The organism is Haladaptatus rarus, from assembly GCF_054177585.1.
On record NZ_JBPEHG010000005.1, the window covers coordinates 137367 to 162869 of the forward strand.

Here is a 25503-nt window from a genome sequence, read left to right on the forward strand (position 1 = left end):
AAATTCCTATTCTGACGGTGTGAACTGTTCGTTTCGGAGATGAGTGTTTGGTGTTCGGAAAGAGTGATCGGGACTGTCACCGTCCAGCGTGCTCGTCGGTGTCGTCAGTCATCGCAAGGGGATAGGCGTATCCTGACCATCCTCTTTTGCCAGCGATCCTCACCCGACAAACTTCTCCGGGTGTGACATCCGCAACTTCCAGTGTTCGTCCGTCAGCCGTCTCTGCTTTCTGAAGGTCGCTCTTGTTTGGCGGCTCGGAACGAACGGTAACTTGATGCACTTCACCTGGCGAGAAGACGTTCGGACTGCGTCGCTTCCACACATTCTTTCCCATCAGGACGAGTTCGATACCGAGATTATGGCCGGCATTGACGGCAACTGCGAGTAATCCCAGACCGTGGATCCAGAGGTAGACCGCCATGAGTCCGCTGATGAAATGCCCTAGCATATGATGATTTCGCTCGATTCGTCGGAATCCGGTCGTCCGAACAGATACAATAACCAAGCAACGATTACTGACGAGCGATACGCACGGGGGTCTGGAAGCGCGTCTATAGGATGCTGCATATCGGGTCGCTTGGATTGTCGAGTCGCTTTCGGTTGATGTGGACACGTCGCATAATTCTTTCATGAACCGTCCCAACGAGGTCATTCGCTTCAAGGATATTGATGGCTTCGCGTGTCGCTCGCTAAGCGGAACGACCTTCGAGAGTTGCCGGATATGGACGTTGCTGTCGTGGTTATCGCTTAAGAATTTGAGGATACACGTTGTGACTCCATGCTCAAAGCGTTCAGAATCTCGAACGGGATGAGCAAGTCCAATACCTCTCCCGTGCGATGGGTCGGTGTCATTGTTCAGTTTTTCTCCCACACTATTATGCCGTATGCGGCATCACAGTGCGACCTTTTGTTTATACTTTTTATACTTCCTCTCAGACTGGATAGACCGCGCATTCACGTCATCACCCCTACTCGTCAGCCAAGTTCTACCTAACTACAAGATTCCGTTCTTTGAACATGCAGAGATGAAGACGACCACGGAATTTCCAGTGGATCAACTCATTCGAACTGCGTAAAGTTGGTTAGTTTCCGTAGCCTAGGTAAATGCTGGCGAGTATTTCCATCCATGGGCAGTCAACGTATCCAGAACGGCGCATCACTTGATTTGCCGATTCTTTTGCCTTCCATTGGCTCTTTTCAGCCACAAATGCACCGGTGATATTCTTGCTTTACTTGTCGAAAATCCGCATACGGCATTTGGAATTCGGGATTTGCGTCGGGCGACGAACCACCCTCACAGAAGTATCTCGTCGGCGATCAGAATCAGCGAAATCGTTATGTGTGGTGTAAACAATTACATCTAGTGTAACGATATGCGCGTCGAACTACGACTCCCGCTCCCGAACGAACAAATATTCCGGTACGAGGCAATGGATGATATCCTCGAAATTACGGCACAGAACCCGACAGATGAGTTCTCGAATCGTCACCTGCAGACCCTCACCGGATTCGGCGGTCCGAGTGTCTCGAACGCCCTCTCGCTCCTCACAGAATTAGGACTTGTCATCCGACGCGACGTCGGTCGAAAGACCCTCTACCGCATCAACGAGGGCAGACTCAGCGAGGCCGGCGATCCCTTGCTTGAGATCCCGCAACCAGAGTTCCGAAAGCCTCTACGTGCGTTTATCGATACTGTTACTGATGAGCTATCGGTTATCGGCGGAATCGTCTGTTTCGGCAGCGTGGCACGTGGCGAGGCCGACCGTGCAAGTGACATCGATATTTTCGTCCTCGTCGATGAGAACGACGAATTAGTGCAATCGAGGCGAACCATCGCGGACATCAAGCGAGACCTTGAAGACCAGACATTCGATGGGCAGCGATACGAATTCGAGCTATTCACTGAGTCTGTTGAAAGTGCCTGCAAACGCGGTGATGATCTTCGACCGATCTTCCAAGAAGGAATTATACTACACTCCACCCAGGCACTCGCCCAAGTGAAGCAGTCTGTGTTTGGCGGTGAAACGGAATGACTTCGAACGACATGGAAGCGGCGCTTGAGAGTGCAGAGGATGCATTCCAGCGCACACCTGAAAATCCGGAGATTGGGCTCGAACACGTTACTGACTCCTCGATTCTCCAATTGCGGAAGGCATGTCGTCTCATCGACGCTGCACGCTTTCTCCTCGAACGAAATGGACACTATACGGTGATTATCGAAGCCTCGTTCGTCGCGATCGAACGCTCGATCCAATTTTATGTCGAGGAGAAAGGGTACGATGTGGCTGGGCAGCGACATACTGAAGTGTACGAGTTAGGTGTCCGAGCAGGGCTGTTCTCTCAGGACACCGCTGAGCGACTTGAAGAACTCTGGCGTGAAAATCGATCAGAGTCCTACTATCGAACGGGGATTGCCGGAGAGTATCGTGCGAGGACACTCTCTCGCCTTGCTGTCACCCTCCACACGGAAATCGTTCAGTTAACTCGTAGCCAAGACTGTCTTTGTAAATGAAAACTGAGCTGGGTGCGACCGATAATCGTCATGCAAACGATACACCTAAGAAATTTGTACTGAAAGCCCTCGGCGGCTCGACTCCCGCGCCTCGCTGCGCGCTTTGCTCCCGCTGGTCGCTCCAGTGCTTATCGAGCGAGAGCGTTGCTCTCGCTGACTCTCGTTCACGTTCGTTCACGAGAACGTCGTCGGGGTTCGTCGAGCCGCCGACCCCTTTCAACCCCACCCTGTAGATTGTGGCGGTTGCTACTGGTGTTAGTTGGTGTTCGCTACCGGTTCGTCCGCTCGCCGTCCCCCTCGGCCGGGCCTTGGTTCGCACCTTCCCGGAACGCCAGCGGGTTAGTCGGTCGGTTCCTGCACAGCGGATCACGGACAGATACACCGACCTCACCGTCTGAAGCGTGTCGGGCGGAGTAGTTTACGGCGGATTCTCAACTTCATTAATCTCTTCGAACGTTTCGCGGTCGTACGCTCGCCGCCACAACGCGTGAACTCCTCGCGCAACGAGTTCGACCTCGGTGACTCCGATGCAAGATTCTGCCACGTTCTGTGGGTCGTTCGAGGCGGTCGGCGGTGGATGGAAATGCCGGTCATCCGCTGGCCGCGGATAGTCGTGTGGATGAATATCCCACCTGAGGTTGCGACCTGCTGAATCGGTATAATGAATATTGTAGTCGTTGCGTGTCGTCCACTTCACGTCCAGTCGGGCGTCGGTGGCCGTGCCGACACCATCGGTCAGCGTTAGGTGCAGTACCATCGGATTCACGACATCATCTGGGGCACCCGTTGCCAACGGCTCTAGTCGCTCGAATTCATCTCGAAAATCGAAGAGACTGGGTCCATCGATCGGCCCACGCGTTGCACGTGACTCCTCGGCTGTGTCGAGACTGCCGTCTGATGTCGGCATCACGGCACCTGCGTCGACTGGAGGTCTTGTTCTGCAGTACTCACGGCGAGCGCGACTTTAGCGAAGCCAAGGTTTCGACGCGCTGTTTGCCATTCTTGAAGTGTTGCACGGTCGATCTCGGCATCCGATACCACCGCATCTGCAGGCGAGTCCGAGTCATACTCCTCGCGGTACGACCGCACCGTCTCTTGCATCTCCGCGACGCGAGTGACCAGCGTAGAAGAATCGACCTCGGACAGAATGCGATTTGCCTGGTCGAGGACGAGCGACTCGTTTGACCGCTTGTACAGTGCCCCACTGGTCTCGGGGGCTGCGGTTTCGACCACGTATCCATCCTCTGCGAGGTGGCGCAGGTGCTTGCGCGCCGTGTTCTCGCTCGTTCGGGCACGTTCAGCGATTGTCCGTACGGGTTGTGGGTCATAGGTTCGTTTCATCACACTCCGCACGCGCTCAAATGGTGTCGTCTCGTCAACCCATTCAGCTTCCACCTGCTCGTTTACGTCAGGCGGGATATCGTCGGTCATCGTTTGTTCATTAGGTAGCGAAATATATTACGCTTTGGGAACCTATATTGACCCGCCTGTTTACACGGCTCGCTCTGCAGGACTCCCGCGTGTGCCTCTCTCGCCGTTCGGTATGCGATGCATCTTGACTTGAGGGGAACCGAGACGCTAGCATCACTCACTCTCGGCCCGTGGTGTGTGAACTGAGACAGCAGTCTGCTCAACTGATGTTCGACGGCCCGACCGCTCGCCGCGTGCCGCCCTCCGCATCGCTCGCGACCGACCAGTCCGGGCGTGCGGCCTGCGGCCGTTCCGGGCATCTGGTTTCGACGCCAGCACCAAGCGCACTTTCGGTTGCGTCTCCCGCTGGTCGACGGACACGAAACCGGCTTGTATGCTGGCCGCTCGCGTCGGCCGGTCAGCGCGCGGACTGGTTTGTGTGACTGCCGATCGCGCGCGCTCGCTTCGCGCCTTCGCGAGCGCCCCTGGGCGCGAGCGAGCGCGCGCAGGAGATGGCCAGTCGTGATAGCGATTGTTGGCGGCGTTAGATGACAAGTTGGATGCGCGGACTGTGTTGGCATTCGCACGGCTGGGTGAGCACCTTCTCGAGGTGGCCGACACGGTACCAGTCGGGCCAGGGACGTCACGAGTCGCCATTGCGGGTGCGGCCGTCTACGCGGCGGATCGAATAACGGACGGCAAGACGGTGACTCAAGCGCAAGTTGCGGAGGCAGTGAGCGGGATGTGTCCACCGTCGAAAAGCGTGATCGCACGCTACTCTCAAGCGTTGTACGACGCCTACGAAGAGCGGCACGGACGGGCTGAGCCGCACATCGTGTTAACAAGTGAGCGCGAGGTGAGAAGGGTCGGATAGCGAAACGGGCGGGTCGTTCTTTTTTCGATTCCAGCCACCCACGCCCACCGCCCCACCCACCGCTCCCGGCCTTCGGCCGGCAGCCACGACCGAGATGCAAAGTAAAAAACGAATCAGTTCCCTTTGTCTGCTGGTTGTTGAGCGAAGATATCGATAGTATTCACCATCCACTTATTCTGGTGTACTCAATAATTCGTTCTCTGTCGGCGACAGTACACGCTCCGCGTCGACTCACGATGTTCCGAATGGGTTCCGAGGATGATTTTAACTCTTCTAGCGTCGAGTCCCTGGCGCACCGTCGTAGATCCAGATGACGAAGACGAAACCAAAGATGAGCAGTTCGGTTTTCGCCACGCCCGAGAGTTCGAACGCCAAAAGGTGGGCGAGGATGCCTGGTTCGAATCCATAGTCCGGTGCGGGAACGACCGGCCAGAGCAGGAATGCGAGGTACTCATACTCACCCGAGACGAACGGGGCCAGCCCATCAGCGGGTAGGTGCAAGAGATATCCGATAGCGAACGCCTGCCCCAACAGCGGTCTGCCGACACGCCGCGAAACGCTGCGTACCACCGCGATGACGAGTATCATCGTGAAAAGCGAATGGGCGAACGAACGTCCGGACGGGAGGATATTCCACGTCCACGCGAGCGGTTTGTCGATGAGATCGGGAAACTGGGTGCCGATGGCGAGGAGAAGCGTTTCGGAACCGGTCGGGGCGCGACGGTGGCGGACGTGGATGTAGAGCGAATACGCGAGATACCCCACCGCGAGATGTCCCCATGGCCACATCGATATCTCTGTCGTGTGCCTGCTGTTTACCGGCTTTGGCCCGCCATAGTGACCGGTTTCGTTCGGCTCAGTGAACTTCTCAGTCCCAGGTCAGCCCTTCGTAGGTCAGCCCTGTCCGGCGTTCGACGACGTGTCGCCCATCGACGACGACCGGTTTGGCCATCACGTCGAACTCTTCGTCGAGGTCGGCGAACTCGGCCCAATCCGTCATCACGAGTGTGCCGGAAGCCCCGTCAAGTGCGTCCACGGCGGAGTCTGCGAACGTGATCTCGGGTTCGCGCGTGCGCATCTGCTCGACCGCGACCGGGTCGTACGCGATGACTTCCGCATCACGGTTCCGGAGTCCTTCGATGACGGGAGTCGCCCGAGAATTACGAACGTCGTCGGTGCCCGATTTGAATGCCAGTCCAAGAACTGCCACGCGCTTTCCAGCGATATCGACGTGGTCTTCGAGCAAGTCGAGCATCCGTCGTGGTTGTGCGTCGTTGACGCGCACTGCGGCCGACAGGAGCTCTGGCTCGTAGTCGCGCTCACGAGCGGCAGCGATGAGCGCGGCTATATCCTTCGGAAAGCAGGAGCCACCCTATCCGACACCGCTTCCGAGAAATCGCGAGCCGATACGGTCGTCCAATCCGATGGCGTCTGCAACCTCGTAGGCATCCACATCGTACGCTTTACAGATGTTCCCGATCTCGTTGATGAGACTCACCTTCGCGGCGAGAAACGCGTTGTTCGCGTACTTGATCATCTCGGCTTCCCGAAGTCCCGTTTCGACGATGGGGGTGTCAGTTCGCTCGACCAGTGGTTCGAATACGGACTTCACCGTCTCTCGCGCGGTCTGCGTTCGTGCGCCGAACACCACTTTGTCGGGGTCGAGAAAATCCGATACCGCGCTCCCCTCGCGGAGGAACTCCGGGTTCACGGCGACGTGGAGCTCTTCGTCCGGCGATTTTCCGGACGCCGCGACGACCTGTGGCTCGATCACTTCCTCGGTCGTTCCGGGGACGACGGTGCTTTTCGTCACGATCACATGCGACCCATCTTTCGTCGCTAGTTCTTCTCCCACTTGCTCAGCCCCAGCCTCCACGTACGAGGTGTCGATGCTCCCGTCGTCGTTCGATGGCGTCGGGAGAGCGAGAAACGTAACGTCGGTGTCTCGGACAGCACCGTAATCGGTCGTGGCGGCGAGTCGATCGCCCGCATGTGTTGCGACGAGTTCGTCGAGACCGGGTTCGTAGATCGGTGGCGTCCCCTCGTTGATGGCATCGACGACATCGGTGTCGATATCGACGTTCGTCACGGAATGACCCAACTCGGCAAGACAGGCGGCGATCGTCGTGCCGACGTAGCCGCTTCCGACGATACTGATGTTCATCGTTCGATCATCGACGTCTACCCCTTTCAGGTTATGTGGCCGTCGTGCTTTTCTGGGAACTACGAAGGTATCCGGCGAAGAATAGGAAACGTCTCACGGAGTGGAAAAATGGATCACGTCACCGATGTTTATTCTCCGCTATTGATTCGGTATTTTGACCGTTACAGCCGCAGTACTATTGGTTACCGTCGTCGCTCTTCGACACTTTATCTTGCAAGAAGTGGATAACAAAGTAACTGCTCGGTGCGTGGTGTTGCTGGAGGAAAGACGATGAAACAGACACGACGACAGTTCATCCGAGCTGGCGCAGCAGCAGGCGGTATCGTTGGTATGAGCGGGATGTCGCTTGCCGGGTGTAAGGACCACGACTGCAACAAATTCGGGTCGAGAGAGGAACAACCCGGCCAAAATATAGGTGAAGCGAAGGGCCACGATAAGGACGAAAACGACCCCGGTGGAGACGCCCACGACAAAGACGAGGAAATGCCGGAGAAACCGGGCGAGCGTGTCGGCCACTGCAAATACGATTAAGCAATTTCTATTTGCGACCGTGAGCGATCCATCCGTCTTCAGTTGAGTACTCGCCGAATTCGTTTTCGTCAGTCCTTCGCTTCGATTACCGATAGTATTACGATAGTTCGTCAACGGCCTGTAACCGGCTGAACCCCAACAGTTAGAATCGTTAACGGAGTTTTTCACAAATGGAAAGTCACCACCTAGACGACCGACAGTCAGAGATTCCGAAACCTGTACTAACTCACGATGGAAGTACTGCACGTCACTAAGTTCTCCTCCCTATTAATTTCTAGTTTGAGCTCGTTCGAACCTCTGAACCGAGACTCGGGTGTCGTCCACGCCTTCACGCCGACCCTTCGGAAAACGTGGGGAACGCCGTTGATGACTCATTCCCATCACTGGGACGACCCACAGACCATCAGAGAAAGACTGTGCTTACCGACGACGAATCTCCTGTAGAAACGTGCCTATGCGAATTCGAATCGCGTCATCGCAGTCTCGGACTTCGCTGCAAACGACATCGTTGACCGAGGAGTCGAGTGCGAGTAGACGAGATCGGTCTACAACGGCGCCGATGTCGACGTATTCAATCCGGGATACGATATCCACAAACTGGATTGGAGCTACGAGAACACCATCCTCTTCGTCGGGACGGTCAGTTCGTGGTTCAACTGTCGTCTCGCCTTGCTGCTGTTGATTCGCTTCACGTCGGTGGTCATCTCCTCTTTCTCCTCGTATGTGACCAGCGAACCGTCCATGTCGAGGTGATCCAGGATCAGATCCGATAGCTCCCGGATGTCGATCTCCCGGTCGGGATTCCCACCGAGATTGTACACCTCTCCCGAATAAAAGTTATCCACGATGTTCGCCAGTGTTGTCGCAGTATCGCCTACGTAATCGAATATTCGTCAGTGGCCTTGATAGACAGTGTTTGGTTCTTCGTCCAGGGCCTTCCAGATGAAGATCGGCACGACACTTTGGTATTCGCTGTAGTGTTCGTGCGGCCCGTAGCAGTCGACCGGTCGGACGATGACCGACACGTGTCTCACGAGATGGTTTTCACGCTCCCGGGATGGAGCCTCTCAGTATTGCCATATCTACCAATCTTTAAGTTCGCCACATAAAAATTGGAAAAAGGAAAATATATCCACGATTGACATATAAATATACGTTCTAAGAATCATCGAATGTAGTGTTTATCTGTTATTCTATCCAATATATTGTATTTGTAGGGGGTTTAGAACTGTTATTCCTGAATAAAATAGCGATATAATTTCTTATTCGAACTTTATCTATATTTGAAAATTCTAAACTTTTGGAAGCGAAATATACTTCCCGATCTTCAGTAATTGATAAGCACGCGGTGCGCTTTAATAGTGCGTCGACAGTACTGGCCAACCGTTCATCTCATCCCTGTCTAAAGGACTCGTGTATGATTTTTGTCAATCGAGATGACCATCCCAATATCCGGGATACGATCGTTTTCTTTCCAGTTCAGGCATCATTGGCTTTCTCGCCGGACTCCGTTTTCAGCGGACACACGGCGATAACATATATAATATTTATTATACTAAGCAGGTCTCATTGGCCGCGGGCGTCCTTAAAAGCAGTGGTGACAGAGTCAAGTGATACTGCCTTCCATTACAAGCCTATATCTGTAATCATCTGCCCATCTAGATTTTGATAACTAGGATGATGTATTGGCTTGTTACTCGAAACGACAGAGTTTCAACTAGATATTACCGATCGAGCGTGAGCGATTAGAAAGTGGTATCCGTAACTTACCGGATTATTACCGTTTCCTCCGGGGAACAGAGCAACGTTAAGCCTCTTTGAACCGAGTGGAGAAGGACAGTTGGTCGCCTCTACACCCGCAATAGAAGGATATCCAAATGGCCGAACTATGGCCGAATGTTGCCCTCGCTGTGTAGTACCCGACGCTCAAGATTGGTTGCTGATTTACCAGTGATCGTATCCTCATCGGTATCTTCGATAGGTGGTTCGAGGAGTGTTCGCGTTTCACAAGAGGGCCGTTTCACGGTGGGGAGTCAGGTAGGGGAGAAGTCGGTTGTGTCTTCCTTCGACGACTCATCCTCCTCCCGATTGAGCGACTTTGCGATGCTGACGGCTTCTGTCGCCTCGTCTTTGGGAACCGATTCTGCCGCGAACGCGGCTCGTTCGTACGTTTTGGTCAGTCGTTTAACTCGCTCGAGTTGCTCGTCTGAAAGGTCGCCATTTCGATAATCCGCGAAAAGTTCCCAGTGTGTGGGATGAGTTCCTGAATCCCCATGGTAGAGTCGGCGACGAATTGCTGCATACGCAGTCACAACAGCAGCGTCGAACTGTTCGTTGGAGAGGAACGCAGTCGCCGAATTGAGTAGGGTGTCGTATGGGCGACCGGACGTGTCGGTGATATCGCTCGCCGACCGCGTCTTATCGTCATCGTTATCCGAGCTTTCGAGCGATTCGTCGCTCGCAAATAACCGCCAGACGAATGTGCCGAGCACTGCGACGCCGAGTGCACCAGCGATGCCACGTTGAACTCGTTCGGGGAAGAACTTCGTGTCGCCCGACGAGAACGTCAGGGCTGCATCCGACCGTGCAGATTCGAGATTCCCCTTGGACGAGTGCGCTGCGACGATATGAACGGTCGAGTCACTGTTCTGGAGTCCTGGTGGGACGGCCACGATCGTGGCGTATCCTCCAGTCTCGTTCGTCGTTGTACTCCCGACGACCGTTCCATTGATCCGAAGTTGGATCGTCTGATTCGCCAACGGTACCCCATCGCCTGTCGTGAGCCGACCGGAAACGAACGCAGTTTCGTTGAACACCCTCGTATCTGATATCGACACCGAGGTTTGGGTCGCTTCGACGCGGACTCGTGTCGAAGCGTTCGTTGATCCGAGCGCTCGGTCTGACAGTGCCACACGTACACGGACACGCTGGGGGCCATTCGAGACGTTCGCGGGGAACCGTGTCGCTAATCCGAACGACCCATTCGACCCGGTCTTCGTTCGACCGACTGGTTTTCCATCGACCGTTACAGTGAGTGGAATGTTCGATGCACCGACTCCATCAGCCCCGACGGTTCCATTGACAACGAGCGTCTCATTGTATCCCACGTGCGCGGTTCGGTTTGTTATCGTTACGTTCGGAGTTGCCTGCTGAACTGTGAATCCGACGGTCGCATTCGCACTCGAATAGACCGACGTGTTCGCAGGCTGAAATTGGATTGAACCGTGATGTTTGCCGACCGAAAGAAGCGTCGGACGGTATTCAACATTGAACTCCCCATAGAAATCGGTTCTCGTCCGGAGAGTCTGGTTGTTGATTCGCAACGTTACGTTCCGATGCGAGATGGCCATGCCATTGTCGGTTTCCAATCGACCGCCGAGCTGTACGGGTTCGGTGAACGACCCGTTCGACCCAACGGTCCAAACCGTCAGCGAAGTCGGGACGAATGTACGGTTCCTGACGGTCGATTGGGTTTCGATGACGTTGGCTCGCATCTGGCCGATGTCTCGCGTAGAATTGTCCAATTTTGCCTGTTCCGCTGACGAGAGGTTCGTGTAACTATCGTTGAATCGGACTGCAGTCCGATTGATTTCGTCTGCATGACGTTCGAGTTCGTGCCCATATCGTCGAGCTTGTAGCGTCGCGTTCCGATTCCGCGCGTGGCGATACTTTCGAAGCGTTTGTCGATACTGTTGCACGTCGGCGAAGAATTTCTGCTGGAGTTCCCCAACGGCTAAAAGCCGATCCGATGGTTGATTCTCGCTATCGTTACCGGTTTCGATGGCGTCTGCGGTGTACAGATCGGCAAGTTCCGCGTACTTAGGGTTGTTATCGAGAAATCTCCGCGCGAGTTCACGGTCCGACTGACTCACGTTGACGCGCTTCGAATATCTCCCGGCGGCCTCTCTGGCGAGCCACACTTGCCACTCGCTCAGTTCCTCCTCCTTTCGAATCTCGTTCGGGTTCTTGTGACGAACTGTCGTGTTGTTTTGGGATGGGAGCGATTCGGCAACCTCGTCGTTGGCACTTCGATCGTCGACCGTACCGTCGAGGCCTGATGCGTCGACGACCACCGACGTACTCGCCGTCACCGTGAGTATGATAACGACGACTACCAGTGTACCGCCCCCCGTTCCCCCATTCACACAACGTGATACTCTTGCCTCCGTAATACGTCTGATGGATGCGTGAGTTCGATGTTTGGAGCCACCAATAGCTTGAACTATCGAAGCACCGTTTCCCTCCCTATGGAGGTAACGCGACGCTATTGGGGAGAGACCGGACTCCTCGTGACCCTGACCGGACTTGCCGTCTTCTTCTCCCGCCCGTTCTTGCTGATTGGGGCCGCTGGAATCGGCGGTTGGCTGGTCGCCCGCCAGTACGCTTTCGTTCGGTCGGTCTCGGGCGTCTCCGCTGATCTCTCGATAGTCCAGTCGCCGGATCGAGATGTAGTTCACGTCGAAGACGATGTGAAAATCGTCCTGACGGTCGAGTTACCACGCGCGTCTCCCGTGGCACTCGACATACGGGCGAAACCACCGGTCGGTGTCAAAACGGAGGGGAGTCGACGAGTCTCGTTGGGTGTCGGCGACCGCACTGCGAGTGAAACCTTCACGGTTCGGTGTCCGCTGGCTGGCGAGTTCGAATTCGACTCATCGACGGTGATCGCGACCGACGAGACGGGGCGCTTTCGAACGACGTTTTCTATCGGTTCGGAAACAAGCATAACCGTGAACCCACGGGGGCTGAGGAACATCCACGTGGGTGGTGAGCCATTGGTCACGGCCTATAGCGATCATGTCGTCGACGAGCGCGGTTCCGGTATCGATTTGGCGGATATTCGTCCGTACATCCCCGGCGACCCAGTGCGTCGAATCGACTGGAACGCGACCGCGCGATTCGACCAACCACACGTCCGGGAGTTCGAGACCCAAACAGATCACCGAACCGTCCTCCTCCTGGATTGTCGTCCCTCGATGGCGGTCGGATCCAGCGGTGAAACGATGTTCGACTACGCGCGACATGTCGCACTCGACGTCGTCCGACACATCCGAAATCGGGGTGAACCCATCGGCGTTTACACGGTAGGTGAAGAAGGCCTTCTCCTCCACCAACCACTCGCTGCCAGCGACGACGTATACGAATCGATTGAGCGTCGAATCCGGGAGCTATCCGTGCAAGATGCCCGAGAGGGCGACGAGACGTTCGAGACCGCACGCTCGCCTGCGGACGTTCGAAGACACTCACGCCGTCTTCGTGACGATGGCTCGGCTTTCGCCACCCGACTGCACCCGTTCTTGGCACAAGCCGACCCGTACGTCGAACAAATCACCGGCGACCCGCTTTACGGCGTCGTCCGGTCGTACCTCAGCCAGTTAGGCGGTGTGGAAACGACCGTGGTGATCACCGACGACACGAACCCTACCAAGACCCGTGAGACGGTGAAATTCGCGCGACAGTACGCCGATCACGTACTGGTGTTTCTGACGCCAACGGCCTTGTTCGAGCTCGACGCGACCGACTTCGACGTCGCCTACGAGCGGTACACCGAATTCGAGCGATTCCGACGCGAGCTCGCACGTATCGACCGCGTCTCGGCAATAGCGATCGAACCGGGCGACCGACTAGAGGCGGTGCTATCGACAAACAGTGCCCAACGAGAGGCGGAGGAGGCGGGTTAATGTGATTGCGACGAACGATTCTGAGGTGAAGCGGGCCGTCGACGCTGCTCCAGAGCGCACCCGACTCGGCGGAGTAGAAACACTGCTTGCGTCTGGTGCACTCATCGCATTTGCGGGCGCACCCGGAATCGTCGCGGCTGCCCTCATCGTAACCGCGTGGTACATGCTCTCGTCGACGTACGCATTCGCACTCGGGCAGGTAGCACTCGTCGCGTTGTTGTCTGGTGCCGACCTCGTTCAAATCGCCGTGGTCGAGGCCAGTTTGGTGGGCGTCCTGTTCGCCCCCGTAATCGCGTACGACAATCCCGTGAACCCGATACCAGTTACCCTCGGAGGGATACTCTTCGGCAGCTCGATCGCGTGGATGAGTGGCAGTTCGATTCTCGGATTTCAGACGACAGCGACGCGAATCGGACTTCCAACTGCCGCCGTTCTGTTGATCGTCACGTTCGTGATCATCGCCTACGGCTTGCATCGCTACCAACTCGTTACACTCGAACTCGGAAGCGACGTCCGTAAACGGGGTGATGGCACGTGAGCCGTGATGGCGTCGAGCGGACAGACATTTCCCGAGCCACTGAGACGAGTCGGAAGGAAGCTTCGAATACGATGGCCAATGCGGATCTCGCCGCGCAGATAGAACTGCTCGCCGAGGAGAACCGCCGACTCCGCGAGGAGTACGTCCGCGCCCGACAGACCACCCATCGTCGAACCGCGATCGGGCTGCTCGCGGTCGGCGTTTTGGCTGTACTTGGTGCGTTCGCACTTCCCGGTTCTCGAACCGTCCTCCTCGCTCTCGGCGGTACCGGCTTGTTCGGTGGCATCCTGACTTTTTACCTCACCCCCGAACGGTATGTGTCTGCGGGGACTGGCGAGCGAATTTACGCTGCCTTCGCAGAGACTGGAGACCGACTTGTCTCCGATCTCGGCCTCCAGGACGATCGCGTATACGCCCCGGCGCAGACGACCGACGATGCGTCCTCGGGCGTCCGCCTATTCGTTCCCCAGCACTCGGAGTACGTCGTGCCCAATCCCAAACGGTTAGCTGCCCTGTTCGTCGTCGCCGAAAACGAGTTCGAGCGCGGCGTCTCCCTACCGCCGACCGGTGACGGCCTTCACCGAGAATTCGAAGCTTCGATGGTTGACGAAGTCGCCGAGCATCCGGCCGTTCTCGCGACGCAGTTGGCCGACGCGCTCGTCGAAAGCTTCGAACTCGCCGAAAGCGCGACGACGGACGCCGACCCGGACGGCGGGCGCGTTACGGTTGCCGTCGCGGGGAGCGTCTACGGATCGGTCGACCGTTTCGATCACCCGATTGTGTCGTTCCTCGCGGTTGGAATGGCGGCGGAACTCGATTCCCCCGTAACGACCGAGGTGACGACGGATTCCGATGATCGTGCCGATGTGTTAGTCACCTGCGAGTGGGATTCGGACGCGACCGAAGAAACCGAGGACTAACTGTACTTCGGAGGGACTATCTGCGATTTAGAGGGGTTGGCTGTGGTTTGCGGGTTACGTCCGTCACTCACTGGTCACGTCTTTCACCGTCGTCTCGTCTCCCTCCTCCCGAGCCACCGCATCAATTCCATCCGGCAGCTCCACGTCGTCGAGGATTTCGTCCACCACGTTACCGGCGGTCACGTCACTCAATCCGGCCTCGGTACTCGTGACCAACCGATGGGTGAGAACCGGCCGGGCTAACTCCTTCAAGTCGTCGGGAATTACGTACTCCCGACCTCGAATCGCTGCGCGAGCTTTGGTCGCTTCTAAAAACGATAGCATTGCCCGGGGCGACCCACCGTGTTCGACGTTGGAATTGTTCCGCGTCGCATTCACGATCTCCCAGAGGTACTGCTTTACTTCCCGGTCGACGTGGACGTCCTCAACGACCTCCCGTGCGGCGAAGATCTCCTCTCTGGTAACGACCTGCGAGACGTGTTCGGAGCCGATCGTGGGTCGGTCGTCGAAGCGATCAATCAGAGCTAGCTCATCGTCCTTTTTGGGCGTATTGACGGTGAGTTTAAACTGAAATCGGTCGCGTTGCGCGATGGGAAGTTTGTACGTTCCTTCCATCTCTAACGGGTTCTGGGTCGCCACGACGATGAAGGGGGTCGGGAGCGAGAGGGTTTCACCCTCGATGGTGACGGTTTTCTCCTGCATTGCCTCCAGCAGCGCCGATTGGGTCTTCGGGGTGGCTCGATTGATTTCGTCGGCGAGGACCAAGTTGGCGAACACCGGGCCGCGCTGGAGTTCGAACTCGCCGGTCTGTTCTCGATAAACGTGGGTGCCCGTGATGTCGGCCGGGAGGACGTCGGGCGTCATCTGGATTCGATTCGCGTCTAACCCCGTCGCCTCGGCGAACAACCGGGCGATGGTGGTCTTTGCGACGCCCGGAACGCCCTCCATGAGGACGTGTCCTCTCGTCAACAGAGCAATCGTAAGGATTTCGACGACATCCTCGTTTCCGACCAAGACGGTCTGTATCTCCTCACGAAGGTCGTTGTAGATAGCAGCCGGTTCAGTCATCGTCGACTGTGACCACCCGAAGCCGGTTAACTCGAATGGTTAGTTCCGCGGAGTTCATTTGGATTACTTCGGGGCTACAGCTATCGTTGGCGGCGCTTGACAGCCGAAACGACCCGATCGATTCGCTCGTCGTCCCAGTCGGGATGGCGCCGTTTAAGATACGCGGTTAATTCCGCCTTGGATGCGCGGACGTTTGATGGAGAATCGTCCCCACGGAACCGCTGAAGTAGCGATTCGCGGGCCTTGGGAATGAGGTTGGAAGGACGCGACCACTGCCCGAGGATGGCGATAGCCAGCACACCGAGTCCAAGCTGGAGGAGGCCTGACTCCCGAACGACGAGTACGGCGAACACCAGCGGTGGGAGTCCGGCGGCGTGCGAGAAGTCGAGGAGAAGCGTGTCATGGGGGGCGAGGAGGGCTCGGGTGAATTGGCGGTTCCCCTCACGTTCCAGCATCGTGTTGATGAATACGCTCGGATCGCTAACGACGATGACCTGTCCGTCGCCGATGGATTCTACGGTCGCAACGGAGCGCTCTCCGAGTGATTCGTTACCACTGAGTTGGCCGTTTCGATCCGTGTCGAGGTAAGCGTTTTCCGAGGTGTTCACGAGTACTGCAGCCTCGTGCGGTTCGACTGCAGTCCCGTAGTTGAGCGTGAGCGAATCAACCCCGGCGACGAGCGACCGATTTGCGACGTCGTTCGCGACCGGCAATGCCGATGATCGGTAGTTCGATTGGACGTCGCGTAGAGGGTGGCCGTTTATGCGGGCCGAGACGTCCAGTGTGCCCAGCAACTCGTTGGAGGGTGTCGGTGATTGGGTGGCAACGACGAGCGTGCCACCCTTTCGGACGAACTCGGTGAGACGAGCGAAGTCCGTCGAACCGTACGCCGAGTCAGGCGAGAGGACGAACGCAACGGTTTTTTCGGGCGAGTGGTTGCTGTATCCGGCCGTATCGTGGATGGTCGTCGTCCGTACATCACTTCCACCGCCGATGACACGGAGGTCGCTCGTTCCGTCCCAATCGGTATTGTACGCGCTGAACGCGTGCGATGACGTGCTCCCAGCGATGACTATCGTGACGACGAGGAGGATCACCATGGTAGCGAACGCCAGTTCCGGAATCGCCTCGGGCAGTCGCTTCATCGCCACACCGACCCCGACGGAGTCGTCCTCGGGCGCTCCCCGCAGGCTCCGGGATCCGAATGCGAGGCCGTGAACGATTTCGGAACGCTCCCTCCACGTGGATATCGACGGGTCAACCCTCCCATGCTGACCCTCCTACACCGCTCAGCACATAGAACGTTGGCGTTGGCTCGCGGGCGGAGTTGCGATAGATTTTCGCGCTCGGAATTGGAATTACGGTTCTACAGCCGATAGCTACTACAGTGGGAGCCTCGAATGGGAAAGAGATGACGACCCGGGGACAGGCGCGCTTCGTCCGTGCACAGGTAGTGTGGATGCTCGCAGTAGCCTACACGCTCGCACTGCTCGGTGCACTGTCGATGCAGCTATTCTTCGCGGCGTCGTTTCTCGGGTTCCTCGTCTTGGTCGAACTGACGGCACCGGTCAACGTCGCTCCACGGTGGCGCAGACGCCTGAAGTGGGTCCTCCTATTGGGGGTTGTCGTCACCGTCTACTTCGTCAGTCGACGAGTCCTCGAAATCCTCCCTGAAGGTGCGTTCTGAGAGGCTCGAACTGCGACCGTTCGGCGTTCAATTATCGGGGAGAGCTATCAGAGTTGTTCTATACATACACCTTTTTTACCAAGAACGGAATATGATTGGTCGTCATGGATCTGCGAACGGTCTGGTCGATGCTGCCACGCTCCGTCCGCCGTTTCCCCCCTGATTTGGCGATGATACTGGGAGTCGTGGCGCTGACCGTCCTCCTCAGAGCAGTCCCAGTCGTGCCCGAGACGCCGCTCCGGGTCGTCCTCGGCACGCTTTTCGTCCTCTTCGCTCCCGGTTACACGTTCGTCGCTGCCCTCTTTCCGGAGAACGCGGCCACGAGCGAAGGCGTGATCGAGGAGCAAAGTGAGAGCGGAACTGGCAACTTCGATGGGAGGAGCATCGACGGCGTTGAACGAGTCGCACTCTCCGTGGCGTTGAGCGTCGTTCTCGTCGCACTCGTCGGCCTGTTCCTCAATTTCACGTTCGGGGTTCGTTTCGCCACCGTCGTTACCGTGACGAGCGTCCTGACAGTCACACTGGCCGTCTTCGCGGCAGTTCGACGACAGCGACTCCCACCGTCCGAGCGATTTCGGGTGCCCTACGAGCGGTGGTTCGTCTCGGCCCGTTCGGGTCTCTCGAATCCCGGCAGTCGAAAGAAGAAGCTACTGAACGTCCTCCTCATCGTCTCTGTGCTCGCCGCGACTGCGAGCGTCGTCTACGCGCTATCCGTCCCGAAGCAGGATCCGGCATTCACGGAGTTCTACCTGCTGTCGAGGGGCGACTCCGGCGAACTTCTCGCGGACGACTATCCGACGGAGTATGTGAGTGGCGAAGGCAAGAACCTGACGGTCGGAATCGGCAACTATGAACAGCGACGGACGGCCTACACGGTGGTCGTCCGACTGCGGCAAGTGGAGACGGCGAACGGTTCCACTCGAGTGCTCGACCAGCGAACCCTCCATCGGTTTCGACCGGTGCTCGAACACGGGGAGACGTGGCACCGTAGCCACAGAATAGTCCCGACGACAACGGGCGAGAACCTCCAACTGCAATATCTTCTCTTTCGAGGTGACCCGCCACAGAACATCAGTGCAGAAAGTGCGTACAGAGAGACGCATCTCTGGGTAAACGTCTCTGCACCCAATCGGTGAGGCGACGATTGCCAAAACGCGCGAACCTCGGACGACGCCAGTAGGCCACAGATTGACCGATAGTAACGGAGTATGACGGGATTCAATCGAGCGTATCGAGTGAACCCCAACTTGAACGATAGCCGTAGTTTAAATACTGGATAGCGAATTGCAGGCAGGGTTGGTGAGGTCATCGTGGGAAATGCAATCCGAGCGTCCAACAGTGAGCACGACACATCACCAGAACGAAGCAACGCGGAGGAAACGGCTGTCGCGGTGATTCCGGCGTACAACGAGGGGGAATACGTCGACATGGTCGTGACTGACATCTTCGAGACAAACCTCGTCGAATGCGTCGTCGTCGTGGACGACGCATCGGAAGACGATACCGCAGAACGTGCCAAGGCTGCGGGTGCGTTGATCCTGCAGAACGACGAGACCCAGCAGAGCGGCGGAGCCATCAAACGAGGGTACACGAAAGCTATCGAACTCGGTGCCGATATCGTTTATCGACTCGACGCCGACGGACAGCACAGTCCGGAATACCTCGGGAAGTTCCGCGACGCTCTCATCGAGTCGAACTCCCAGTACGTCATCGGCAACCGGTTCGCCGACCCCAATTACCGCAACGTGATGCCACTCGACAGGCATTTCGGCAACCGAGTCGTCTCGCTGGCGATTAGTCTCAGAACGCGAAATTGGATCTCCGACCCAACGTGTGGATTCAGAGCCGTGGACACCTCGTTACTCCGAAAATTACCGTTCACGCAGTTCTCGGACGACTTCTGTATGGACATCGAGGAGATACTGTTTGCTCAGAAGTTCGGCGCGGCACCGACACAAGTTCCGGTCGATTGCATTTACGGCGACGAGGATTCGTCGTTAAGCTACGTCGATGGACTGCGGGTGCTGTTGTCTACGTTGAACGACGTGGGATGGTCGCGTATTGAGGCGATGACGGAATGGGACGAATGAGCGAACGGACAGCGGGTCACGTCGGTTCGGAATCCAGCCACGTACTCGGACTCACCAACATGCGCGTTGAGGAGATGAAAGCTCCCTTCAACGCGATGGGGTCGCGCGGAACTTTGCTGACCGTCGACCCGAGTGAGGGGGTTCGGGCCTACCTCACCGCCTTCGTCCGAGGTAGACGACTACTCTCGAAACGAGACTCCGACGCCGTTCTCGTCTACAGTGGAGCGGGACTGCTCGGAGTGCTCGGCGTTCTGCTGAGTCAATGGGCCGACGTCCCCCTCCTCGTGCGACAGAATGGCGACGTCGTCAGGCAACACGACGAGTCGCTCCGGGAGTACTGGTACGACCGGGACTGGTGGTCGCTGGTAGTGCAGGCACTGTTCGCGTCTCTTACCCGGATTACATTTCGGCTCGCAGATGGGTATGTCCCCGTCTCGGCGGCACTCGCGGCCGTCGTCCAGCGCCAGACCGAGACACCGTCAGAGCGAATCGTTCCCGTCCCGAACCCGGTGGAGGTAGACGAGTACGACGGACCAGAGCGTGGGATTCCGTTCGAACGGACGACGAACGGAGACCTGCTCCTGACGGTCACTAATCTCGACTTCCATGGCAAGTACGAGGGCGTCACCGAAATCGTCGCCGCGATGCTCCCGATTCTCAGACAGCGGCCCGACGTGGAGTACATCGTCGCTGGCGACGGGCGGTACTACGAACCGCTAAAGCGGTTCCTCGACGAGCACATCAGCGACCCGACCGTCAGACGACGCGTCCACGCGCCGGGCTTCGTGGACGACATCGCCGCGGCGTACGCCGCCGCCGACCTATTTCTGTATGCGTCGTACATCGACGGGTACCCAAACGTCGTCTTAGAAGCGCAAGCGGCGGGACTCCCCATCGTGACGAATCCTGCGTACGGGATCGTTGAACAGATAGATGACGGCGAGTCCGGACTGCTCGTCAAAGCGCGCGACGGCGAGGCGTTCGCACGTCGGGTTAGGTCCCTACTGGACGACCCCGAAGAACGAGCGCGGCTCGGACGGAACGCCCAGCGACGAGTGCAGGTCGAGAACTCCGCGAAAGCAATCGGTGAACAGTTGAGTGACGCCGTCGAGGCAATAGTCGCGATACAGACGGACGGAAACGACCGCAGTCGCCCTCCGAGCGAGTTGCGTAGTCGAGGTGATGTCGGAGAATGAGATACGACCCAAACATCCTCCACCTCTACCGACGGTCCTTGCATCCACCGTCGGACGGTGGGCAGAACCGAACGTGGGAGACGGCGAAGAAACTAACGGAGTTCGGAACCGTTTGGCTCGCACACCCCTGTTCGACCGAGTACGAGTCTCCAGCGAACCTCAGAACCGTCCCGCTCGAAAACCCGTTCATGGAGTCCAAACTAGGCCGAACCTACGCGTGGTACAGCCTCCTCGGACTGTCCGAAGACAACCCAGTGGAGTTGCTACAGACGCGCCTGACTACCAAGTTCGTCGAACGCCTTGGCGTCGAGTTCGACCTTATCTGCTGTGAGTCGCCGCAGTTGCTCCGTGCGAGCCATCAATTGACCGAGTGCTTCGACGCGAGGTTGCTCCTCAACGTGCACAATGCGACGTTTGACCTATTGGATCAACAGCTCGGGGGGAGACCGATTCCCGAATCGATTCGCGAGCGCGCTGTCGCAAATCTGAAACGGTTCGAGCAGCGGTGGATATCGGAAGCGGACGCCGTCGTGTTCCAGTCCGAGCAGGACTGCTCGAAGTTCGAACAGCCAGCCGATACCATCGTCGAGACGATTCCGAACGGAACCCACTATGAGCAGTACTCCGACGAAGGAGACTCCGAACGTCTGCGAAATAAACTTGGACTCCGCGAGGATGCGACGGTCTGTCTGTTCGTCGGGGCGTACGACTACGAACCGAACGCGGACGCTGCCGAGAAAATCGTCCGCGAACTCGCGCCGGCGTTGCCGGACATAGAGTTCCTCCTCGTCGGTCGGAATCCGCCGAACAACGACCGAGCGAACGTTCACACGCCCGGGTTCGTTGAACACCTACCGGACGCACTCTCGCTCGCGGACGTTGCCATCTGTCCGCTCACCCTCGGATCCGGGACGAAATTGAAGATGATGGATTATCTCGCGGCAGGCCTGCCAATCGTCACGACACACGTCGGAGCACAGGGAATCAAACTGGAAGACAGCGAGTCGGCATTGATACGCGACTCTCGGTCGGGGTTCGTCGACGGGATACAGACGCTTAGAGACGACCCAGCACTTCGCCGTTCGTTGGGCGAGAACGCGCAGGAACTCGGTCGAAAGTACGATTGGAGCGTCCTAATGGATGGGTACGAACCAATCGTTGAAACGCTGTTGGGCGAGCGCTAATCGAGTTTCGCTTCCAATCGCTCGCTCAGACGCATCGCAATCACGGCACGCTCGTAGTTGTCGAGGACGAATCGTCGTCCGTTCTCGCCCATCCGACCTCGTCTCTCTCGGTCAGATAGCAGTCGCTCCATCGCCGTCGCGATTCGATCCGGGTCGCTCTCGACTGCGACGCCACTCCCCGTCTCATCAAGAATCCGCTCTACCTCACCGGTACCAGTCACTAACACCGGCAATTCGCAGGCCATGTACTCGTACACCTTGGTCGGAATAGCGTAGCTGAGCGCGTCGTCGTCCTTCAGCGGCGCGATACCGATAGCAGCGCGGTCGAGGAGTTTCGGAACTTCCTCGCGGTCGACCAATCCGCGGAACGTGACCACATCTTCGACGCCGAGACGCTCTGTGAGACGCTGTAGCTCTGCTTTTGCGTCGCCGTCGCCGACGATTAGCAGTTCGACGTCGTCACGGTCAAGTCTGGTCATGGCCCGGAGGCATGCGTGGATGTCCTGTGCGTGCCCTACGTTGCCAGTGTACAGTATCAACGGATCGTCGCTGTCGCTCGACGGCGAGAACATCTCGGCGTCCACCCCGTTCGGGACGAGGGTCATCTTCTCGTGAGGGACGTCGTATCGGCCCGCGAGTCGGTCTGCCAGCGTCTCCGTAGTGACAGTCACCTCATCGGCGACAGTGACGACGAGTCGCTCGAAGAGACGACTCGCGCGCTCGGCGACCGATCCCGAAGCGAGGAACCCCAAACTGACCGAGGCGTCTATCCAGAGATCCCGAACGTCCACGACCCACGGGACGCGATGGACAAGTCGTGTGACAAGTCCACATAGTCCGGTAAAAATCGGCGGTGAAGAGGTGAACGCCATGTCGTATCGGCCACCGTGAACGAGCAACCACAGGGCCGCGTGGAGGGCAAATCCAAGATAGTAGCCGAGGCGGCTGGCGAAGCCAGGGTCGTCGGTCGTCGGCGTCCACGCCCACAGTTCGTGGACGGTGACTTCGTCGCGCTCGGTGGTTCGCTTCCGGGTCTTCGACCGGTCGAATCGACCGTGCGGGAACGCTGGGTGTGGCGTGAGGACGGTCACGTCCCATCCCTCGGTGACGAGGTTCTTCGCGGTGTCCGCCATCCGCGAGGCGTTACCGGAGTTGTCTGGCGGATAGTGTTGTGTCACTATCAGTAGCTCGGACGCCGACCCCTCTGGGATCCGCTCTGTCGCTCCATCTGCGCCTGTTCTCTCGTCTGCGGACTGCTCCGGCGCGTCTGCCGAGGAGTGGGCTAACCCGGTCATAGTCGAATGAGTTCGAATCCCGCACGTTCCCACGACGTCGGGTCGAGGATACTCTTCGTGTCGAGAACAAACGGGCGACGGACGAGCGATCGAACCTCCGCTGGGTCGAGACGGGCGTACTCGTCGTGGTCTGTCGCGAGTACCGTCGCGTCGGCGTCGGCGAGCGTCCGGTCGAGCGACTGGAGTTCGACCTGGTTCATCTCGACATATGGGTCGTGACAGAGAACGTCGATTGGCGCGGACCCCGTCCCCGACGAGTCGTCGGCCGCCCGCCGTTGGAGCGTCTCGCGTAATCGCAATCCCGGACTGTTCCGCACGTCCGTGACGTTGCCCTTGTACGCGACGCCGAGGATGGCGATTCGAGCGTTTGCGAGACCGTCGAGGTCGGTTTCTAGTAGTTCGGCCACATACTCGACCATCGACTGATTGACGCTCCTCGCATGGGCGACGAGATCGAGATGCTCGGATTCCTGACCGAGGAACCACGGATCAACCGGTAGACAGTGACCTCCGACGCCGAGCCCCGGTTGATGCAATTCCACGCGGGGATGCTCGTTCGCCAACGCGATGGCTCGCCGCGAGTCGATGCCGTAATCGCGAGCGAGTTTCGAGATTTCGTTCGCCAATGCGATGTTGGTGTCACGATACGTGTTCTGAATCAGTTTGACGAACTCGGCGGTCGTTGTGTCGGTGACCGTGCGTATCTCACCAGTCGGAATAGAGCGGTAGAGATCTCGGGCCGCAGCGACGGACGATTCGTCGATGCCACCGATGACCCTGTCGTTCCGACGGAGTTCTGCGACGACGGCCCCCGGCAGGATGGTCTCGGGACAGTAGGCCAATTGGAACCAGGGTCTCTCAGGGTGCGTTGCCGCCTCCAGTATTGGACGCACGACGTTCTCGGTAGTTCCCGGCGGAATGGTTGATTCGACGACGACGGTGTCACCGGGGCGGAGCGCGTCGCCGACGGTTTCGGACGCCCGCCGTACGTAGGTCAGGTCCGCTCGCTTGTTCGTCTCGTCGAACGGTGTCGGTACCGCGACGACGTGGTAGTCCGCAGTCGTGACGGTGGAACTGAGTTTGAGTGCGCCCGACTCACGTGCATCCCTGAACAGTCGCCGGAGTTCTGGTTCGTCCATCGACAGCACGCCCTGCTCGAGTTCTTCCAGATACTGTTCGTTCGTGTCGTAGCCGATGACGCGGTGTCCGGCGTTGGCGAACATGACCGCCATCGGCAGTCCGACGTAGCCGAGACCGTGGAGACAGATGGTACTCACGCGACTACCTCTCTCGGGTCGGTCACGACGTCGTATATTTGTTCGGCGGCCGTGCCGTCTCCGAAGGGATTCTCCCACGCGTTCGGTCGCCGTAGCATGGTCTCTACGCCCTCAGAGATAGCCTCCGCCGAGACGCCCGCGAGGTAGTTCGCCCCGACCGTCAGCGTCTCTGGTCGCTCCGTGTGTTCTCGCATCGTCACACAGGGGACGCCCAAAACGCACGCTTCCTCCTGAACGCCACCGGAGTCGGTGAGGATGATTTCGGCGTGGCGCTCTAACTGCAGGAAGTCCAAGTAGTCGAGTGGGTCCATGAGTCGGACTTCCGGCGGCAGTTCGACCGCCATCCGCTCGTACTGCTTTTCGGCGCGCGGGTGAATCGGATAGAGAACCGGTAGCCCGAACTCGTCCGCGACTCGGACCGCCCCATCGAGTAGTTTGGCGAACCGGTCGGGGTCGTCCACGTTTTCGGCCCGGTGGGCAGTCATGACCGCGTACCCCGTGTCCGTAACGTCTAAGTCTGCCAGGACGGTGCTCTTTTCTGCTGCTATCTCGATGTGCTGGCGAATCCCGTCTACGACGGTGTTGCCGGTCACGAAGATTCGGTCCTCGGGAACGCCCTCACGCCTGAGGTTCTGTTTCGCCCGAGTCGTCGGTGCGAACAGATAGTCGGCGACGTGGTCTGTCACACGCCGATTGGTCTCTTCGGGGATGTCCTCGTAGCTCCGTAGGCCCGCTTCAACGTGCCCAAGTTCCACGTCGAGTTTACTCGTCGCGATGGCACTGCCGAGGACTGAGTTCGTGTCTCCTTGGACGAGGACTAGGTCTGGAGCGCGGCTCACAAGGAGGTCCTCGATATTAGCGAGTATATCTGCGGTCTGTTGGCCGTGTGAATTCGATCCAACGCGGAGATTGTGGTCAGGACGAGGTATGTCTAGTTGGTTGAAGAAGACATCGTTCATCTCGTCCGAATAGTGCTGTCCGGTGTGGACGACTTCGTACAGTACGTCACTTTCGTCGAACCTTCGAATGACGGAGGAGAGTTTGATTATCTCTGGCCGGGTGCCCAAAACTATCAT

General features: G+C 57.8%; 23 protein-coding genes and 1 pseudogene. 12 read left to right on the forward strand and 12 right to left on the reverse strand.

Annotated features, from left to right (window positions below; genetic code table 11):
- Nucleotides 1-76 precede the first annotated feature (76 nt).
- Complete coding sequence (locus tag ACR3FE_RS13635) at nt 77-448, reverse strand: hypothetical protein (RefSeq protein ID WP_458207701.1); 372 nt, start codon at nt 446-448, stop codon at nt 77-79.
- A 925-nt stretch (nt 449-1373) separates the two neighbouring features.
- Between ACR3FE_RS13635 and ACR3FE_RS13640 the strand changes: the two genes are divergently transcribed.
- Together ACR3FE_RS13640 and ACR3FE_RS13645 are read left to right on the forward strand one after the other, a co-directional pair.
- A complete protein-coding gene (locus tag ACR3FE_RS13640) occupies nt 1374-2033 on the forward strand; it encodes a nucleotidyltransferase domain-containing protein (RefSeq protein WP_458207702.1) in 660 nt (219 codons plus the stop codon).
- Entirely contained in the window at nt 2030-2512 is a 483-nt protein-coding gene (locus ACR3FE_RS13645) for a DUF8154 family protein (protein ID WP_458207703.1), read from the forward strand. The genes ACR3FE_RS13640 and ACR3FE_RS13645 overlap by 4 nt, the downstream gene beginning before the upstream one ends.
- 418 nt (nt 2513-2930) lie before the next feature.
- On the opposite strand, the gene ACR3FE_RS13650 is transcribed toward ACR3FE_RS13645, so the two are convergent.
- Nucleotides 2931-3419 carry a toxin-antitoxin system TumE family protein gene (locus ACR3FE_RS13650; RefSeq protein WP_458207704.1) on the reverse strand — a complete coding sequence of 163 codons (489 nt, stop codon included), beginning with the start codon at nt 3417-3419 and terminating at the stop codon, nt 2931-2933.
- Nucleotides 3419-3943 (reverse strand): DUF7342 family protein, encoded by a 525-nt coding sequence (locus ACR3FE_RS13655; RefSeq protein WP_458207705.1) that lies wholly within the window; start codon nt 3941-3943, stop codon nt 3419-3421. The genes ACR3FE_RS13650 and ACR3FE_RS13655 overlap by 1 nt, the downstream gene beginning before the upstream one ends.
- 553 nt (nt 3944-4496) lie before the next feature.
- Here ACR3FE_RS13655 and ACR3FE_RS13660 point away from each other — a divergent pair.
- Nucleotides 4497-4796 carry a hypothetical protein gene (locus ACR3FE_RS13660; protein ID WP_458207706.1) on the forward strand — a complete coding sequence of 100 codons (300 nt, stop codon included), beginning with the start codon at nt 4497-4499 and terminating at the stop codon, nt 4794-4796.
- 273 nt (nt 4797-5069) lie between these two features.
- Here the strand turns inward: ACR3FE_RS13660 and ACR3FE_RS13665 are convergent, their stop codons facing one another.
- The gene (locus ACR3FE_RS13665) at nt 5070-5585 is read right to left on the reverse strand and encodes a metal-dependent hydrolase (RefSeq protein ID WP_458207707.1); all 516 of its coding nucleotides are present in this window, start codon (nt 5583-5585) and stop codon (nt 5070-5072) included.
- A gap of 79 nt (nt 5586-5664) precedes the next feature.
- Nucleotides 5665-6960 (reverse strand): annotated as a pseudogene (gene aglM / locus ACR3FE_RS13670) (UDP-glucose 6-dehydrogenase AglM).
- A 270-nt stretch (nt 6961-7230) separates the two neighbouring features.
- Here aglM and ACR3FE_RS13675 point away from each other — a divergent pair.
- Complete coding sequence (locus tag ACR3FE_RS13675) at nt 7231-7491, forward strand: hypothetical protein (protein WP_458207708.1); 261 nt, start codon at nt 7231-7233, stop codon at nt 7489-7491.
- A gap of 608 nt (nt 7492-8099) precedes the next feature.
- On the opposite strand, the gene ACR3FE_RS13680 is transcribed toward ACR3FE_RS13675, so the two are convergent.
- The gene (locus ACR3FE_RS13680; RefSeq protein ID WP_458207709.1) at nt 8100-8336 is read right to left on the reverse strand and encodes a hypothetical protein; all 237 of its coding nucleotides are present in this window, start codon (nt 8334-8336) and stop codon (nt 8100-8102) included.
- Between the two features lie 1188 nt (nt 8337-9524).
- Nucleotides 9525-11636 carry a carboxypeptidase-like regulatory domain-containing protein gene (locus ACR3FE_RS13685; RefSeq protein WP_458207710.1) on the reverse strand — a complete coding sequence of 704 codons (2112 nt, stop codon included), beginning with the start codon at nt 11634-11636 and terminating at the stop codon, nt 9525-9527.
- Between the two features lie 102 nt (nt 11637-11738).
- On the opposite strand from ACR3FE_RS13685, the gene ACR3FE_RS13690 reads away from it, so the two are divergent.
- The 3 genes from ACR3FE_RS13690 to ACR3FE_RS13700 all read left to right on the forward strand — a co-directional run bounded on the left by ACR3FE_RS13690 (nt 11739) and on the right by ACR3FE_RS13700 (nt 14630).
- Complete coding sequence (locus ACR3FE_RS13690) at nt 11739-13172, forward strand: DUF58 domain-containing protein (RefSeq protein WP_458207711.1); 1434 nt, start codon at nt 11739-11741, stop codon at nt 13170-13172.
- Nucleotide 13173: 1 nt separating this feature from the next.
- Complete coding sequence (locus tag ACR3FE_RS13695) at nt 13174-13710, forward strand: DUF8163 family membrane protein (protein ID WP_458207712.1); 537 nt, start codon at nt 13174-13176, stop codon at nt 13708-13710.
- 71 nt (nt 13711-13781) lie between these two features.
- Nucleotides 13782-14630 carry a DUF7982 domain-containing protein gene (locus ACR3FE_RS13700; RefSeq protein WP_458207713.1) on the forward strand — a complete coding sequence of 283 codons (849 nt, stop codon included), beginning with the start codon at nt 13782-13784 and terminating at the stop codon, nt 14628-14630.
- 63 nt (nt 14631-14693) lie between these two features.
- Here the strand turns inward: ACR3FE_RS13700 and ACR3FE_RS13705 are convergent, their stop codons facing one another.
- Complete coding sequence (locus ACR3FE_RS13705; protein ID WP_458207714.1) at nt 14694-15698, reverse strand: AAA family ATPase; 1005 nt, start codon at nt 15696-15698, stop codon at nt 14694-14696.
- 80 nt (nt 15699-15778) lie between these two features.
- Nucleotides 15779-16843, reverse strand: coding sequence for a DUF4350 domain-containing protein (locus tag ACR3FE_RS13710; RefSeq protein ID WP_458207715.1), 1065 nt, complete (start codon nt 16841-16843; stop codon nt 15779-15781).
- 266 nt (nt 16844-17109) lie between these two features.
- Here ACR3FE_RS13710 and ACR3FE_RS13715 point away from each other — a divergent pair, with 266 nt between their 5' ends.
- From ACR3FE_RS13715 to ACR3FE_RS13735, 5 genes are all read left to right on the forward strand, one after another.
- Nucleotides 17110-17385 carry a DUF8044 family membrane protein gene (locus tag ACR3FE_RS13715; protein ID WP_458207716.1) on the forward strand — a complete coding sequence of 92 codons (276 nt, stop codon included), beginning with the start codon at nt 17110-17112 and terminating at the stop codon, nt 17383-17385.
- A gap of 104 nt (nt 17386-17489) precedes the next feature.
- Complete coding sequence (locus ACR3FE_RS13720) at nt 17490-18521, forward strand: DUF1616 domain-containing protein (RefSeq protein WP_458207717.1); 1032 nt, start codon at nt 17490-17492, stop codon at nt 18519-18521.
- Between the two features lie 174 nt (nt 18522-18695).
- Entirely contained in the window at nt 18696-19475 is a 780-nt protein-coding gene (locus ACR3FE_RS13725) for a glycosyltransferase family 2 protein (RefSeq protein WP_458207718.1), read from the forward strand.
- Nucleotides 19472-20671, forward strand: coding sequence for a glycosyltransferase family 4 protein (locus tag ACR3FE_RS13730; RefSeq protein WP_458207719.1), 1200 nt, complete (start codon nt 19472-19474; stop codon nt 20669-20671). The genes ACR3FE_RS13725 and ACR3FE_RS13730 overlap by 4 nt, the downstream gene beginning before the upstream one ends.
- A complete protein-coding gene (locus ACR3FE_RS13735; protein WP_458207720.1) occupies nt 20668-21855 on the forward strand; it encodes a glycosyltransferase family 4 protein in 1188 nt (395 codons plus the stop codon). The genes ACR3FE_RS13730 and ACR3FE_RS13735 overlap by 4 nt, the downstream gene beginning before the upstream one ends.
- Here ACR3FE_RS13735 and ACR3FE_RS13740 read toward each other — a convergent pair.
- From ACR3FE_RS13740 to wecB, 3 genes are read right to left on the reverse strand one after another with little or no spacing between them, the layout of a single operon-like run.
- Complete coding sequence (locus ACR3FE_RS13740) at nt 21852-23150, reverse strand: glycosyltransferase family 4 protein (protein ID WP_458207721.1); 1299 nt, start codon at nt 23148-23150, stop codon at nt 21852-21854. The two genes, ACR3FE_RS13735 and ACR3FE_RS13740, sit on opposite strands and share 4 nt — an antisense overlap.
- Nucleotides 23147-24427 carry a nucleotide sugar dehydrogenase gene (locus ACR3FE_RS13745; protein WP_458207722.1) on the reverse strand — a complete coding sequence of 427 codons (1281 nt, stop codon included), beginning with the start codon at nt 24425-24427 and terminating at the stop codon, nt 23147-23149. Before ACR3FE_RS13745 ends, ACR3FE_RS13740 begins: the two co-directional genes overlap by 4 nt.
- Nucleotides 24424-25503: a non-hydrolyzing UDP-N-acetylglucosamine 2-epimerase gene (gene wecB, locus ACR3FE_RS13750; RefSeq protein WP_458207723.1), complete on the reverse strand. Its 1080-nt coding sequence runs from the start codon at nt 25501-25503 to the stop codon at nt 24424-24426. Before wecB ends, ACR3FE_RS13745 begins: the two co-directional genes overlap by 4 nt.